General features: G+C 68.5%; 10 protein-coding genes and 1 other annotated feature. Of the genes, 5 read left to right on the top strand and 5 right to left on the bottom strand.

The window, feature by feature from the left end; translation table 11 throughout:
* Window positions 1-38 precede the first annotated feature (38 nt).
* Together IPJ95_07120 and IPJ95_07125 are read left to right on the top strand one after the other, a co-directional pair.
* Window positions 39-2,309, top strand: coding sequence for a response regulator (locus IPJ95_07120; GenBank protein MBK7923393.1), 2,271 nt, complete (start codon window positions 39-41; stop codon window positions 2,307-2,309).
* A gap of 179 nt (window positions 2,310-2,488) precedes the next feature.
* Window positions 2,489-2,929, top strand: coding sequence for an Hsp20/alpha crystallin family protein (locus IPJ95_07125; GenBank protein MBK7923394.1), 441 nt, complete (start codon window positions 2,489-2,491; stop codon window positions 2,927-2,929).
* Window positions 2,930-3,046: 117 nt separating this feature from the next.
* Here the strand turns inward: IPJ95_07125 and IPJ95_07130 are convergent, their stop codons facing one another.
* Entirely contained in the window at window positions 3,047-4,501 is a 1,455-nt protein-coding gene (locus IPJ95_07130; protein ID MBK7923395.1) for an aldehyde dehydrogenase family protein, read from the bottom strand.
* Window positions 4,502-4,651: 150 nt separating this feature from the next.
* Between IPJ95_07130 and IPJ95_07135 the strand changes: the two genes are divergently transcribed.
* A complete protein-coding gene (locus tag IPJ95_07135; GenBank protein ID MBK7923396.1) occupies window positions 4,652-5,530 on the top strand; it encodes an Ig-like domain-containing protein in 879 nt (292 codons plus the stop codon).
* A 96-nt stretch (window positions 5,531-5,626) separates the two neighbouring features.
* On the opposite strand, the gene IPJ95_07140 is transcribed toward IPJ95_07135, so the two are convergent.
* Entirely contained in the window at window positions 5,627-6,364 is a 738-nt protein-coding gene (locus IPJ95_07140) for a hypothetical protein (GenBank protein MBK7923397.1), read from the bottom strand.
* A gap of 1,079 nt (window positions 6,365-7,443) precedes the next feature.
* On the opposite strand from IPJ95_07140, the gene IPJ95_07145 reads away from it, so the two are divergent.
* Entirely contained in the window at window positions 7,444-8,439 is a 996-nt protein-coding gene (locus tag IPJ95_07145) for a hypothetical protein (GenBank protein MBK7923398.1), read from the top strand.
* 114 nt (window positions 8,440-8,553) lie between these two features.
* Here IPJ95_07145 and IPJ95_07150 read toward each other — a convergent pair whose 3' ends face one another.
* Together IPJ95_07150 and IPJ95_07155 are read right to left on the bottom strand one after the other, a co-directional pair.
* Window positions 8,554-9,294, bottom strand: a complete 741-nt coding sequence (locus tag IPJ95_07150; protein MBK7923399.1) for a hypothetical protein — start codon at window positions 9,292-9,294, stop codon at window positions 8,554-8,556.
* Window positions 9,295-9,604: 310 nt separating this feature from the next.
* Entirely contained in the window at window positions 9,605-9,865 is a 261-nt protein-coding gene (locus IPJ95_07155; protein ID MBK7923400.1) for a hypothetical protein, read from the bottom strand.
* Window positions 9,794-9,910 (bottom strand) — a sequence feature (AL1L pseudoknot). Its footprint overlaps the gene before it by 72 nt.
* Before the next feature lie 571 nt (window positions 9,911-10,481).
* On the opposite strand from IPJ95_07155, the gene IPJ95_07160 reads away from it, so the two are divergent.
* Window positions 10,482-11,201, top strand: a complete 720-nt coding sequence (locus tag IPJ95_07160; protein MBK7923401.1) for a hypothetical protein — start codon at window positions 10,482-10,484, stop codon at window positions 11,199-11,201.
* Window positions 11,202-14,452: 3,251 nt separating this feature from the next.
* On the opposite strand, the gene IPJ95_07165 is transcribed toward IPJ95_07160, so the two are convergent.
* Window positions 14,453-14,689: a hypothetical protein gene (locus IPJ95_07165; GenBank protein MBK7923402.1), complete on the bottom strand. Its 237-nt coding sequence runs from the start codon at window positions 14,687-14,689 to the stop codon at window positions 14,453-14,455.
* Between the last annotated feature and the right edge of the window lie 130 nt (window positions 14,690-14,819).

Below are 14,819 nucleotides of genomic sequence, written 5' to 3' on the forward strand. Positions count from 1 at the left end.
TACCTTGCATCACCCCCCCCTGACTCACCACGCCGGAGATGGATCCCCAGGAACTCGGTGGGCTGATCTCGCAGATCGGTGTCTACGTGCAGCTGGGCGGTACCGCCCTGCTGCTCACCTTGTTCTATCTGCTCTCGCGCCACGCCGGCACCCGCCCCTACTTCACCCGCTGGACCGAATCCTGGCTGGCCCTGCTGGTGGCGCTGCTCGCGGTGATGTTCCGCTACGAGTCGGGCTACGTGGTGCAGCCCCCGGGCGCGCCCAGCCCGGGGCTCGGGATCACCTTCCTGCACTTCACCTACTTCCTGGGCAAGCTGGTGTTCCTGGTGCTGCTGCTCGACGGCACCCTGCTCTTTGCCCGGGGCCGGGGCCTGCCGGGGCGCCGCGTGGCGTGGGTGGGGGGCGCCGGCGTGGTGGCGTTCGCCAGTTCGATCGGGGCGCCGGACCTCAACCAGGTGATGATGGTGCAGGAGCCGCTCGCCATCGGGGCGTTCGTGGCGGGGGCAGGGGTGATCCTCACGCTGCCCGTTGCGCGGCGCGACCTCGGCACCCGGCTCACCGGCGGGGTGTTCGTCTTCCTGGCGGTGCTGTGGCTGGCCTACGGCGTGGCCTTCTGGACCCGCGACCCGGCGTCCGGGGCGGCGACGGGCCCCTTCGGCTTCCTCAGCACGTACAACTCCTTCCTCGACACCGGCGCCATGCTGCTGCTGGCGTTCGGGCAGGTGGTGACGCTGCTCGAGGATGCGCAGCGCGACCTGGAACAGGCGCGGGCCGAGCGGCTGCAGGCGGTGGCCGACAGCGAGGCGCGGCTCAAGGCGGTGATCGAGACCGCCACCGACGGGATCCTGGCGGTGGATGGGCAGGGGGTCATCATGCTCGCCAACGGTGGCGCCGCGCGGCTGCTGGGGGGCAAGCGGCGGGACATGATCGGGAAGCGGCTGTCGGAGCTGCTGCCGCCGGAGGCGGCGCAGTCGCTCGACCGGCGGCTGGTGGACGTGCATCGCGCCACGCCGGGGCGGCAGGCGGTGTTCGAGGTGCACCGGGCGGGCGCCGGGGGGCGCGAGATGCCGCTCGAGGTGGCGGCCAGCACCTACCGGCGGGACGGCGAGCTGCTGGACATCTTCGTGCTGCGCGACGTGAGCGAGCGGCGCCGGGGCGAGGCGGAGCGGGCCGAGCTGCAGGCGCGGCTGGCGCAGTCGCTGCGGATGGAGGCGCTGGGGCGGCTGGTGAGCGGCGTGGCGCACGAGCTCAACAACCCGCTGGCCGCGATCCTCACCTTCAGCGAGCAGCTGCTGGCGGAGCGGCCGCCGGAAGACGGGCCCGGTCCGCTCGGCACCATCCGGGAGCAGGCGCGGCGGGCGCGGATGATCGTGCGCGACCTGCTCACCTTCGTGCGGCGGCGGGAGGAGCGCCGCGCCCCGGCCGAGATGGCGCTCATCGTGGACCGGACGGTGCGGGCGCTGGAGAACGACTTCACCCGCCAGGGGGTGCGGCTCACCGTGCAGCTGGCGCCCCGGCTGCCCACCATCGTCTGCGACGCCACCGCGCTGGAGCAGGTGCTCACCAACCTGCTGGACAACGCCGCCCGCGCCACCCCTGGCGGCTCGGTGACCCTCAGCGTGGCAAAGGAGGGGGAGGGCATCCGGATGCAGGTGGAGGACGACGGGCCCGGCATCCCCAGCGAGCACTTCGCACGGCTGTTCGAGCCGTTCTTCACCACCCGCGGCACCGGGGAGGGGACGGGGCTCGGGCTGTCGGTGTCGCTCGGGATCATCGAGCAGCATGGCGGCGTGCTGCGGGCGGAGAACCGGGTGCCGGAGAGCGGGGCGCGGTTCATCGTCTGGCTGCCGCTCGGCATGGCCACCGCGGAGATCACCCGGGCGCCGCAGTCGCCGCCCGGGGCCGCGCTCGGCGCGCCGGGGCTGGTGCTGCTGATCGATGACGAGGCCGCGGTCCGCGCCAGCCTGCGGCGCTACTTCGAGCGGCAGGGGTGGACGGTGGACGAGGCCGCCGATGGCCGGGAGGGGATTGAGAAGCTCGAGACCGTGGCCCCCGACCGCGACTACGACCTCATCATCTGCGACCTCAAGATGCCCGGCGTCTCGGGGCTCGACGTGCACCAGTGGATCCGCACCCGGCACCAGGAGCTGCTGGGGCGGCTGGTCTTTGCCTCCGGCGACACCGCCACCCCCGAGACGGCGGAGTTCCTGGCCAGCAACGAATGCGCGGTGCTGGAGAAGCCCTTCGAGCTGGCCGAGCTCGCGGCCACGGTGGCCCGGGTCCGGGCCGCCGCCGCCGACCCCGCCTGACTGCCACTTCGGCCCGGCGCCCTGCCGGGCCGGCCCCCGCTCCCCCCACCAGTGCTGCCAGCCTGACCGGATTCTCCCCGGTCTGGCCCGGCACGCCGGCTGCATCTGGTGCCGGCGCGCCGCCCGGGTACCGTGCCCGGCCCGCGCTGAACCCATAGCGACTGATCCAGGAGGAACCGATGACCATCATGATCCGCCGCCCCAGTGAACTGCGCCGCCTCAACCAGGTGCTGGACGCCGCCTTCACCGGCTGGCCCTTCACCAGCGACGCGGGTGACCTCGTGACGTCCGCGTGGGTGCCGCCGACCGACGTGTTCGAGGATGCCGACGGGCTCAAGATCGTGGCGGAGCTGCCCGGGCTCACCCGGGAGGACGTGAAGCTGACGGTGGAGCACCAGACCCTGACCCTGCGGGGCGAGAAGAAGCAGGTGGCGGAGGAGAAGTCCACCCGGGTGCACCGCTACGAGCGGAGCTACGGGGCCTTCGAGCGGAGCTTCACGCTGCCCAGCACGGTGGACGTGACGCGGGTGGAGGCCACGTTCGACCACGGCGTGCTGACCGTGACGCTGCCCAAGGCGGAGCAGGCCAAGCCGCGGACGATCGAGGTGAAGGTCGGGTAGGGCGGTAGGGCGGTAAGGCGGTAGGGCGGTAAGGCGGTAAGGCGGTAAGGCGGTAGGGGTTGGATACCGCCCTACCGCCCTACCGCCTTACCGCTTCCCGCCTCGACCGGCTACGCCCTAGTACCAGGCAATGGGCGCCTCATCCAGGTTGATGTAGATCTGCTTGGTCTCGAGGTACTCCTCGACGCCCCAGTGGCCCAGCTCGCGGCCGAAGCCGGACATCTTGTAGCCGCCCCAGGGGGCCTCGAGCATGGTGGGCTGCATGTGGTTCACCCAGACGATGCCGGCCTCGAGGGCGCGGGTCACCCGGAAGGCCTTGAAGATGTCGCGGGTCCAGACCGCGGCGGCCAGGCCGTAGGGCGTGGCGTTGGCGATCTCGAGGGCGTGGGCCTCGTCCTTGAACGGGATGACGCTCATCACCGGGCCGAAGATCTCCTCCTGCGCGATGCGGGCGCCGTTGTCCACGTCGTAGAAGATCGTGGGCTCGACGTACCACCCCTTGCTGTGCTGCTTCGGGGTGCCGCCGCCGGCGGCCACCTTGGCCTCCTTCTTCCCGATGTCGAGGTAGCCCTTCACCCGGTCGCGCTGCTCGGCGCTCACCAGCGGGCCCATCTTGGTCTCCCGGTCGATGCCGGGGCCGACCTTGATGGTCTTCGCCTTGGCGGCGCAGGCGTCGACGAACTTCCTGTAGATGTCCTGCTGCACCAGTACCCGGCTGCCGGCGGAGCAGACCTCGCCCTGGTTGATGAACACCCCGAAGAGCGCGCCGTCCACGGCCGCCTCGAAGTCGGCATCGGCGAAGAAGATGTTGGGCGACTTGCCGCCCAGCTCCAGGCTCACCCGCTTGAGCTGATCGGCGGCGCTCCGCATGATGATCTTCCCCACCTCGGCCGAGCCGGTGAAGGCGATCTTCCGCACGTCGGGGTGCGCCACGAGCGGGCCGCCGCACTCGGGGCCCATCCCGGTGACGATGTTGATGACGCCCGGCGGCAGCCCGCAGGCCTCGAAGTCCTTCGCCAGCTCGAGCAGCGACAGCGGCGTCTGCTCCGCCGGCTTGATCACCACCGTGCAGCCGGCGGCGATGGCGGGCCCGAGCTTCCAGGCGGCCATGGCGAGCGGGTAGTTCCAGGGGATGATCTGCCCCGCCACGCCCATGGGCTCCTTCACCGCCATGACCATGGCGTTGGTGGGGACGGGGATCACCTCGCCGTTGATCTTGGTGGCCAGCCCGCCGTAGTACTCGAAGCAGACGGCGGAGTCGTCCATGTCGTACTCGGACTCGACGATGGGCTTGCCGGAGTTGAGGGTCTCGATCCGGGCCAGCTCGTCGCGCCGGGCGCGGATCCGCTCCGCGATGCGGAACAGGACGCGGCCCCGCTCCTGGGCGCTGGTGGCCTTCCAGCCGCCGTAGAAGGCGGCCTTGGCGGCGGCCACCGCGTCGGCGACGTCGGCGGCCTCGCCGGCGGGGCAGGTGGCGAGGACGCCCTCGGTGGCCGGGTCGAAGACGTTGAAGGTCTTGCCGCTCCGGGCGTTGACGAACTTTCCATTAATGAACATCTGGTACGCGGTCACGATCGGGACTCCGGCGGTGGGGTGGGGCGGGTCGGGGGGCGGTCCGGGGATCGGGCAGGTGAGCACCGGGCCGGTGGCGCGGCGTCACTTGTCGGGCACGGGCGGCGTCCCCATTATGCCCCTATTCTACCCTTCCACTGCGGATCGGCAATGCACGGCTCGGCGCGCGCGCTCCTGACCCCACGCACCACGGTGGCCCTGCTCGGGGTCCTCGCGGCGCTGGGGTGCAGCGAGGCCGCCACCGGGCCGCGCTCGGTGCCGATCGGCCTGCAGGTGGTGGGCGACAGCGCGCAGGCCGGGGTGGTCGGCGCGCCGCTCGACTCGGCGCTCACGGTGTTCGTCTACGACAAGTACGGCCAGGCGGTGCCCGGGGCGCTGGTGCGCTTCTCGGTGGCGGCGGGCCAGGGGAGCGTGGACCCGCGCACCCGGACCACCGGGCCGGACGGGCTGGCGCGCTCCACCTGGCGGTTGCCGCGGCTGGTTGGCCGGTACCAGGCCCACGCGGTGGCGGCGGGCCTCGATTCCCTCACCTTTGCCGCCACCGCCCGGCCCGGTCGGCCCGCCGCTGTGACCATGCTGAGCGGGGCCGCGCTCGCCGCGCCGGCGGGCTCCGCGGTCGACAGCGCGGTGACCGTGCTGGTGCAGGACGCCTACGGCAACCCGGTGCCCGGCGCCGGCGTGAGCTTCACCCCCCGGGAGGGCTCGGGGCGCGTGGTCCCCGCGAAGGCCCAGACCGACTCGCTCGGCCACGCGCGCGCGGTCTGGACCCTGGGGGAGCGGGGGGTGCACGGGCTGGTGGTGCGCGCCGATTCCCTGCCGCCGCTCACGCTGCGGGCCACCGCGCTGCCGGCGCTGGCGGCGGTGAGCACCGTGCCGGTGCGGCTCAGCTGGACGGAGTACGGGGTCCCGGTGCCGGGCGGGGGTGAGGTTGGTGCGCCATCGGTGCGCCCCGCGCCGCCCAGCGCGCTGGGCTGTTGGCGGAACGCGCTGGGTGCCGTCGCGCTGGAGCCGGGAGGGTGCGGGGAGTAGGGGGAGACGTCCTGTTTGGAAGGGCAACGGGGGCGACCAGGTGGTCGCCCCCGGTGTGTTTCCGGGTCCGATGGAGGAGGCCTGGGCGCGTGGCCCTCAGGCGAGCTGGTGTGGAGCCGAGCGGTGCCGGGCGGTCGGCGGGGTGGCGCGCGGGGTGGACCGAAGTGCGTAGCCGCCCTGCCGGAGCGCGGCCTCCAGCTTCCACTCCCAGCCGGGCCACCGCGTGGCCTGGGGCGCGAGGTCTCCGATGAACCGGCGGGCGGTCCCCCGCAGGGTACGCGGGTCGAGACCGAGCGCGTGGGCCACGCGTTCCATGGGTGAGGGCGTTCGCCCGGTGGCGACAATGAGCCGATGCAGTGCGCGCCAGTCGTGGGGGGTGTAGCTGCCAAAGTCCCGGAGGCGCCGGGCGAGCGTGCTGCGGGGTACCGCCGGCGGTGCCGGCGGATGGGTGAAGCAGTCGATCAGCGCCGCGATCGGCTCCGCACGGCCGGTGCGCCTGATCACATAGCGCGCAAGCGTCTCGGGGGTCGGTGGCGTGCGGCTCCGGATCGCGGCGCGGATCGCCGACGGGGTGGGGGAATCACCCACGACGCCAACCTGGCGCCACCCTTCCAGCAGGCGCCCGGTCCAGTCCAGGCGGAGGCGGGGCTGCTCGAGCAGCAGGCAGGTGGGGCACCAGGGGAGGAAGTGCCTGTCGGCGAGCTGGTCAGGGAAGTCGCGGAGGGAAGGCAGGTCCAGGTGGGCAATGAGGATCGTGCCGAGTGGCGCGCCCGCGACGCCACGCGGTGGCCAGTACTGCTCGTCCGAGGTCGGGTCGAGGAGGGAGAGCGGCATGCAGCCTCCGGAGGACGGGCGCCCACGACTTGGGCGCGATGCCTTACACTACGATATCCCCCCCCCCCCATAGTCAAGACGGCAGGAAGTGCCGGGTGCGGCAATGGCCCAGATTGGCACAGGGAAGTCTGGCGGGGCGGCGCGCAAGGGGACACTGTTGACGATAGACCGGCGGCGCGGTGCCAGCGGTCTCGCGAGAGTTGTTTCGAGGAATGCAGTATTGAGTACTCCCCTTTGCTTCTCGTCCCGGCCGCGCAGCCGAGGACCCGCCGCACTTCTGATCGCCCTTCTAGCTTGTGCAGCTCCCGGCAGGGGGTCGCGGGCTGTCGGGGAGGCCGATTGGGCTCCGGGCCCGGACACGGTACTGGTCCTGGCTGCGGACCCGGGGGAATGCTTCGCCTGCAACCGACGACTCGCCGGTTGGATCCGACGGACGCAGAGCGCACGGCCTAGCCTCGGACTCGTGCTCACCCGGGCACCGACCGAGCAAGAACGAACGGTGATCGCCCTGCACCGGCTGCGAAGCCTTGGGGTCTACCACGTCGACCCCGTAGTCGCAGCGTCGGGGTCGAACGGGATCGTCCTGGCGTTCGTCGATGGTGCATTGGTTGGGGCGGCGTCTGTCGACAGCGGAGCCGCGGATTCGCTTCTGGCGCGCTACCTGCGGCCTGCCATCCGGTGAAGCCGGCGGAACGCTGCGGAACTGCGGGTTCGTTGGAGAGTACCCAGGCCTATGACCACCCTTGACCGACGGAGAGTCCCATGACGACAACCCCGAGCTCCCTACGTGCACGTGTACCGGTCCTTCTGGCGGTTCTCGGGCTCCTGTTGACCGGTCCGACCCGCGCCGCCAACGCGTGCACCACGGGCTGCAACGAGATGAGCACCGACGAGGGCTATTGCTGGACCGCGTGCTGCGCCAACTGCCACTGCTGTCCGTGATGGCGTGTCGCCGGCTCGCCGTGCAACGGAGCACATGGGCCCTCCTGCTCATGTGCTCCATCCTGCCTGGATGCTCCCGGGAGGCCGCCCCGCGGGACGCCGCGGATGCCGGTCCCCGGCTCCGACTGCTGCACGCGGTGACCCTGCACGAGGACAGCGCCCACTTCCTTGCGCGCCCGGTGGCCATGCGGGTGCAACCGACGGGTGGCGCGTTCATCCTGTCCGACATCGGGACCAATCGCGTGAGCGTGTTCTCGCGGACGGGCGAGTTCCAGCGGGAATTTGGCCAGCCCGGGAGCGGGCCCGGTGAGCTGGAGGGGCCGGCGGCGGTCTTCGAGGTGGGAGACACCCTCCTCGCGGTCTACAACATGGGCCACCGGAGCCTGCTGCTCTTCGACAGCCGCAGTGCCAGGTTCCTCCGCAACATCCGCCTGCCGGGCTATCCGTCGTCCGCGCAGCCGCTCGTGCGGCGCGACACCGCCTGGCTCGGCGCCCGCAATCCCGGGACTGGACGGGGCATCGTCGCCGTGGACCTTGCGACGGACTCCGCCGCGGAGATGCTCCCGTTGCCCACGGAGTACGCACGGTACCCCGAGACGGCTCGCTTCTCCGGCACCCCCATCGCCGGTGGTGACGGTGATACGCTGATCGTCGGTTGGAGTCCCTTCGAACCGATCTGGATTGTTGACCGGCAAACGGGCCGCATCGATACCGTGGCGGTCCCGCGCCGCGCCAGGCGGGGAACGGTCCGCGCCAGCCTTGAAGCTGCCGGTGGCGGCCTCGAGGACATCGTTGAACGGGTATCCGCGATCGGGGGCATCGGCCGGCTGCATGGCGGCGAGATCGTGCTGGTCCACTTCGACAAGCGGGTCCCGGCCCCCGCAATCCGGCGGATTGTCTCGGAGGTGTTCGTGTCGGTGCTCGACCTGCGGAGAGGCCAGGCGTGTGTCGATGCGCGCGTGCCTGCGACCGGTGATGCGCTCCCGGTGGTCGCGCTGGCAGGGGACAGCCTGTTCGTGCTGTCGCAGACGGTCGCGGACTCCAGCGTCACCACGCGGATCGCCGCCTATGCCATCGAGACCAGTGACTGCCGGTGGGAGCCGGCACGCCATGGGGCGCCATTTCTCGAATAGGCGCTGCTGTCCGGCGGTTGGGCGGGACACGGGGGCGACCAGGTGGTCGCCCCGATTCGTTTCCGGGTCTGATGGACGAGGTCCGGGCGCGTGGCTGCCGAGGGGCCGTGGCCCTCAGGCGAGTTGGTGTGGGGCCGAGCGGTGCCGGGCGGTCGGCGGGGTGGCGCGCGGGGTGGACCGAAGTGGGTAGCCGCCCCTCCGGAGCGCGGCCTCCAGCTTCCACTCCCAGCCGGGCCACGCGGTGGCATGAGACGAGAGGTCCCCCAGCAGGCGGTGGGTATCTGCGCGGAGGGTCCGGGGGTCGAGGCCCAGGAGGTGGGCCAGCCGCTCCAAGGCGGTCGCCACGCGACTGGTGGCCAGGATCAGGCGGTGCAGCGCGCGCCAGTCGCGGGCGGAGTACTTGCCAAAGTCACGGAGGTGCCGGGCGACGGTGCTGTCGGAGAGGGCCGGCGCGAGGTCCGAACGTTCAAAGCAAGTGAGGAGGGCGGCGACGGGCTCGCTCCGGCCGGTCCGGCGACGGATGTAGCGCACCAGGGTATCGGGTGTCGGGGGCGTGCGGTCCCGGATGGCGCACTGGATTGCACTCGGGGTTGCGGGCTGGTCCCGCGTGAGGCGAAGTGTCCCGAATTGCCGGCGGCTCCCGGCGAGGGCGTCCAGCCAGCGGAGCGGGATCCGCTCATCGGCGAGGAGCAGGCAGGTGGGGCACCAGGGATGGAAGAGCTTGTCGGCCAAGGGGGAGGGGAGGTCCACGAGCCCGTCCAGCCTGGCGACGAGAATCGTGCCGAGGGGCGCCATGAGGCCGCGTGGCGGCCAGTAGAACTCATCAGAGACCGGGTCGAGGAGCGAGAGCGGCATGGACGGCTCCGGGCGGGCGACGAACGCGGCTGGGTTGGGCTGGCACACAGTAGGATAGCCCCCCCCCCCCGGCGTCAAGGGGGCAGGAAGTTCCGGGTGCAAGGACGACCCAGAATTGCGATTTGGGTGTATGGCGTGAGTTGGTTGCGCTGGCTAGTGTATCATCACTTGGGGCGGCAAGTGCAGTGATGGGGCTGGACATGTAACACCCGCGTTGGAGACCTCAACCCAGCCGTGGGGGGCTACCCAGCGGATGCAGCCGCCGGATTGATAGATCCGGTGATCCGCCCCGGTTTCTCCGGAGACTCGGTTATTCGAGTGCGTCAAATCCGGCCGTGGCCGTCCGGGTGCGGTGATACTGCTCTTCCAGGGCGCCGTAGACCTGCCAATGGGCGCGCCAGTCGCGCGCGATCTCCGACCGCAGTCGCCCATCCAGTTGCGCCCGGACCGGCTGGCGCGTGGGGTCGGCCCGCGGCCGCTGCGGCTGGTAGCAGGTCCACGAAGCGATCCGCGGCACGGTGCAGATCGGCTCGGCTCCGAAGGCCTCGCGGTGGGCCTCGAAGGACCCCACGATCACGTCCCGCGGCGGTCGAGCTCCGCTTGGGCAAGATGGGTCGACGCCTTGCGCAGGCTCTCGTTGGCTCGCCGGAGCTCCCGATTCTCCCGCTCCAGCGCCGTGCTCCGCCGCTGGTCCATGCAGTCTCGGGCAATGGCAGCGCAAGATGAAGTGGCACCTGTGGCAGCGATGCGGTCCAGCCTTGTTCCCTCGCCATCCCGTAAGGACGCCCTTCATGCACGGAAGACACTCCAAGTGTTTTGTGATCATCACCGCAATCCTAGCGTCGTGCACAAGGCCAGAGTCGCAGCCCGGGCGCCATCACCCAGATCCCCATTTCCTTGTCCGCGAGATTCAACCCACGGACACGATTGCGCTCCTGGCGCAATCGTCGGACTCCATGTTGCTTCCTCAGCCCGGTGCCGATTCTGTGCAGTGGCGAACCATCGGGCAACTCCAAGGCGACGAGGCTCAGGTGTTGGGGGAGATTACGCAGGTGCTCCCCACACCAGACGGCCGGCTATTGCTGCTAGACCGCAAGTCATCGCAGGTACACGTCTACTCGCCAACCGGCACACACCTCGCCGACATCGGCCGACCAGGGCGCGGCCCTGGGGACCTCTTCAGCCCCATGGCGATGGCGATGGGTCCCGATGGCTCCCTGCTGATCGGCGACATGCAGCGCAGGATTCAGAAGTTCCGGCCAGACGGGAATTCCTTCGCGTTTGACACCAGCTTCAGTCTTATTGCGTCTCCGATCGGCCTATGCACAGTCGATTCACTCATCATTGTGCAAGGAAGCGACATGGCAGGGGAGTCGCTCATCCAAGAGTACGACTCCCAAGGCCACCTTGTCCGGCGCTTCGGATCGGTGTACCGCTCACCGCTGGAGGTGGTGAACCTCGAGGGAGCCAGGGGTGTTCTCGCATGCGACAGCGCACGCGGCCTGATCGGCTTCGCCCCGCATGGGCTGATCGGAGAATTCCGGGTGTTTTCACTCGACGGTGCGACGATTCGCCTCACCATTCTCGAGGGCTTCAATCCGATCGCTGTAACGGAGCTGCCCAACGAGGGCTTCGAGACCCATCTCCCCGATGGCGACATCCACGGCGTGCGATCGCTAACTCGGCTTCAGTCAGGGGCGTGGGTGCTCCAGGTGTCCGTGACAACGCGTGAGCTTCTCAAGGAAGGCGTCTTAACGCAAAAGGTCATCACTCTTTTCCTGCCGGATTCTGGGCGCGGGTACCCTGCCTCATCGCGGATGCCGCTTCTACTCGCGAATACAGGGCGACGTCCGATCTACCTCACCTCAGCTCTGTTTCCCCAAATCACCTGGCGGATCGACAAATGAGGCGCGATATCCTGCGGGCATGGGGAAACACGCTTGTCATGGGAATCCTCGCACTCGTGGCGAGTTTCTTCGCGGTTAGGGCGCTGCGCGGAGGCAACGGTACCACCAATGCCGCTCTTGGCACGGTGTCGCGAGTGTATGAGGACTCGGCAGGTCCTCAGCTTGTGCTGGTCTACATCGGTAAGTCCACCTGTGCCTGGTGTCGCCACCGTGACCTGCCAGGTTTGCTGGATACCGCGCAGAGTCGAATGACACACTTCGCGACCGCGCAAGGGATCTCCTACGCATCAGTCGCCGTCTCCGTTGACCATAGCGCGCATTCTGGCCTTTCCCATCTTCGAGAGGTGGGGGCATTTACGGAGTACGTCGCTGGAGGTGGGTGGTCGGGTGTGTCTGTGGCCCCCTACGTATGGGAGCACCTGCCCGGCCAAGCGGCGACACCGCAAGTGCTGGTCTTCTACAGGTGGGTGTCCAAGTCAAGCGCCGCGGGCGACCCGGTGCTCTTCACTGTCGACAGTATCCGGCAGGCCGGTCGTTTTGTTGGCCTTCGGGAAATCGCCGAGTGGACACGAACCGGGAACCCGCTTCCCACCTTCGCGTCGCGCTGAGCCAGCCGCATTGTAGTACAGGCGTCTACCAGCGACGACACCCACGGCCAACGATCCCGTTACCTGGAGCACAACCATGGACCTTGGACTCTCCCGTTCCGTTCGATCGTTGATTGTGATCGCATGCGTCGCTCTTGGCATCCTCTTCGGGACGATGCTAGACCCAGTCGCCGTCGCAGCAGCCTCGGCGTGTGAGAATGATGCATGTGGCGTGGCCAATGGCAACTGCTTTCCCAGTGATGTGCCGTACAACTGTCGCGAGACGGGCCTCGGGTGTAAGAGCACCGCGTGCTAGCCCGCTAACGACGAGATCTCTCACTTGGAGGTGAAATGTTTCGACTCCGAAGCAAGCTGCGCTTCGTGACCGAGTATTCGGAAGCCTGGCGCAAGGTCTTGTCGCTCGCCCTGCCTCTTTGTGGCGCGCTAGCGGGAGCCGTGTCACCGCTTGGGGCGGTGCCGATGTGCGAGGATGACATGTGCGATGGAATGACCTGCGTGTCGAGCGACCTGCACTACAGCTGCAATGCCGCGCATGGAGGGGGTTGTTCGGCAACCAAGTGCTGATGTTGTGACGCGCTCGCGGATTTCGCCACGGTTTCACTCCTCACAAGGAGCAATCGCGATGAGAGTGATCGGATGGAGGACGCTCGTGGTCGCTGGTGCCGCGCTGAGTGGTGGCGTTGGCGCTGCGGTAGAAGTGCGGGCTGAAACCTCACAACCCTGTGAGAAGAACATCTGCACCTACAATTCCGGCTGGGGTTGCGACTACACAAACGTTCAGTACAACTGTGACCTCAAAGGCAGCAACGAAGGCGGAGGATGCAAGTCGACCAGATGCTAGGATGAATTCCTTGACAGCACTGGAGCCCAGAATGCGAGCCAGTCGATTGATCGTGGTTGGCGCCTGTATCGCGGTGGGAGCGGGGGCTGGAATCAGCCGCCCGGCCGCGGGAGCACAGGCTTGTGAGAATGACGCATGCAATACGATGTATGGCAGCTGCCAGGACAGCGACGTACCATATAATTGCGACAAGGTAGGCAACGATTGTAAGAGTACGAAGTGCTAGCGTCCAGAGGTGGTAATAGGACCCGTGTTCGGTGATTTGTTGACTAAACCTACCGGACGGGGGCCGATGGCACCGCTCCTGACGGACGCCCAATGGATCAAGTGTGCTTGGAGGAGGATACCCGGACACTCGGGCCGGGGGCGCTGGGCTCGGATGACTGCGCCGCTTGGGGCGCCTCCGCCGCCCGCTGATGCTCGGTGAAGGTCTGCCGCGGTGACCGCCCCGCCTCCTCCCCGGCGGGCAGACACCTCATCGTGTTCGAGATGCAATGCTCCACTGCCTGCTAGCAGTACTCCAAACCTCCGTGGGAGGATGCCCCCCTCTGCAGGAGGTAGTGTTGGCCCAGCGCGACCTCGCATTCACTTCGCCCCCGCTCGACCTCACGTACGCCTCAGGGCTCGTTGACTCGACTCTCCACGTCTACCTGAGGGACGATGCTGCACCGGCGTTGTACCTTCTCAAGCCTGACGGCGATACGGTACGCACGCTAATGCGGCGCGGGCGAGGCCCCGGTGAGGTCAGCCAGCTGCGCGCGCTGGGCTGGATGGGGGATACCCTTTGGGTGATTGACGGAGCGCTTCAACGAATCACTCTCCTGCCAGCCGGTTCTCGTGGGGTGATGACCTGGCGGTATCAGGAGAAGTGCCGCACGCTGGACCCATGGGCGATCCTTCGGGATGGTCGTTGTCTCATGGGGCAGGCGCCCGGGCCTGGCCGCAAGGATGGTGACCCCATGGTCGTTGAGGTGGGCGCGCGTTCTGATGGGGGTACTGATACCATCCTGGCTCTATCGACCGCCAATGCCTACTCCCGGTTCAGGTGGAATGATGGGCAGGCCAACCTCCCTCAGCCCTTTGGTGACAACCCGCTCTTCGCGATCGCGCCGACCAGCGACTTTGTCGTGGTAGCCACGAGGGAGGCGGCGACATCGCCGGGGACGGCGACATTCGGCTTGCGTGTTTGGAGCATGAAGAGTGGCTGGGGGGCAACCACGAGGTACGAGTATCGGCCCCGTCCGCTTGCGAAGCAGAGCCGAGACAGCGCGGTGACCGCTCTGCTTGCCCTGGTGACGCGCAACAGCCCCGTAACACCGGTAACGGCGGATTCAATCCGCCGCAAGCTGTACACTCCGCGATTCCTGCCCCCCCCTGACGATGGCGTTTGTGGCCAGAGACTCACTCATCTGGCTTGGGGTGCGAGAACTCGAAGTAGGGCAAGGATTCCAGGGTCACAAGCAGTATCGGGTATTTGACTGGAACGGCGCCCAGGTCCGGACTGTCGGCCTGCCGGCGAACGCGCGACCGTTCGATGCCTATGGGCCGTTTGTGTGGTGTGTGGTGTTGGACGGTGACGAGGTACCCACCATTGTCCGATACAGTATCGGCAATCTGAAGGCGACCAACAAACCCCGCTGAGCCGGGGAGGGTTAGTGGAAGGCACCCGGCACGCCGTCAACGCACCCGCCGGCTGCCTGCGACCACATGCGTCGTGCCGCGGGCTCAGCGACTTCGCACGACGCGCTGTGCTCTGCCGAGCCGCAGCTCTCGCTTGCTGGATGGGCTGTGGCCCGGCACCTCTACCGTCGGTACTTGCCTTCGATCCGCCCCGCTCGCCTGCGCAGGTGGAGCTTCTGGCGCTTGTCGAGGCTTGTGGTCAAGCTTCCCCGGCCTTTGAGCAGCTGATGGCTCACATCCGTAGGAACGGCCCGCTGCGGGCGGTTGCGGCCGCCGCAGATGGCCCGACGCTGTTCGGCTCGGCTTACGCCCAGAATGACGAACCCCTGCTGACGATCGACCTCGAGGACTTCCGCCATCTCCCGCTATCCGTCGCAGGGTGGAGTACGGACAGCAACTGGGCGCTGACTCGTTGCGAATTGCTCGCGCATGAGTTGTCCGAGGCTGACCACTACCGCAGGTTGTGGCTTCTCGAGGATTCAGCGCAAC

The organism is Gemmatimonadota bacterium (assembly GCA_016713785.1).
Lineage (GTDB): Bacteria > Gemmatimonadota > Gemmatimonadetes > Gemmatimonadales > GWC2-71-9 > JADJOM01.